Genomic DNA, 604 nt, shown 5'->3' with positions numbered 1-604 from the left:
CATCGGCGTGCAGCAATTCGGCAATGTGATCGACGTCGACATGACCGCGTTCGTTGAGCACGACGGCAAGCGCATCGGCGGCACTTGTGATGACGGGTGCTGCGGGCGGCGCGATGACGCGCTCGGTGAAAATCGGACCCGGCCGGGCGGTATTGGTCTCGACATCGTAGTCTTCGATAGAAGCCACCAGCCAGCAATCGGGGTCGTCGAGGAAGGGCTGCAGGTTCGGCCGCCGATGCACTTCGCGGACCTCGCCAGTCTCGGCGTCCTCGCTGGTGGAAACGACGGTCGTGTTGATCGGGCCGAAGGCGCGCACAAAATTCGACCAGGCGACGCGCAACTTGACTTGGGCCGGCTTCCAGGGCTGGTCGAGCTCCTGGGCCTTCAGGACGTCACGCACGGCGTCACGGATGGGGATCAATTTGCGGATGATGCGGGCATGCTTGTCGGGAATGCCGTCGGAGCTGCGTCCCTTGCGCACGCTGATTGTGAAGGGCGCGCCGTCGACCGTCTGCATCAGCGCGGTGTTCCTGCCGACGAAATAGCTGCCCTCTCGGATTGCCGGCGTTTCGGAACGCTCCTCGCCTACCGCATCGATGTCTTC

Annotated in this window: 1 pseudogene; it reads right to left on the bottom strand. The window is 63.7% G+C overall.

What is annotated here, in order from left to right:
- Positions 1 to 604 (bottom strand): annotated as a pseudogene (locus tag EH240_RS37350) (lactate dehydrogenase); the annotation flags it as partial.

The sequence above is a fragment of the Mesorhizobium tamadayense genome (assembly GCF_003863365.1).
Taxonomy (GTDB): domain Bacteria; phylum Pseudomonadota; class Alphaproteobacteria; order Rhizobiales; family Rhizobiaceae; genus Mesorhizobium; species Mesorhizobium tamadayense.
The sequence above is the reverse complement of the archived record's forward strand: the minus strand, read 5'-3'. Positions and strand labels throughout refer to the sequence as shown.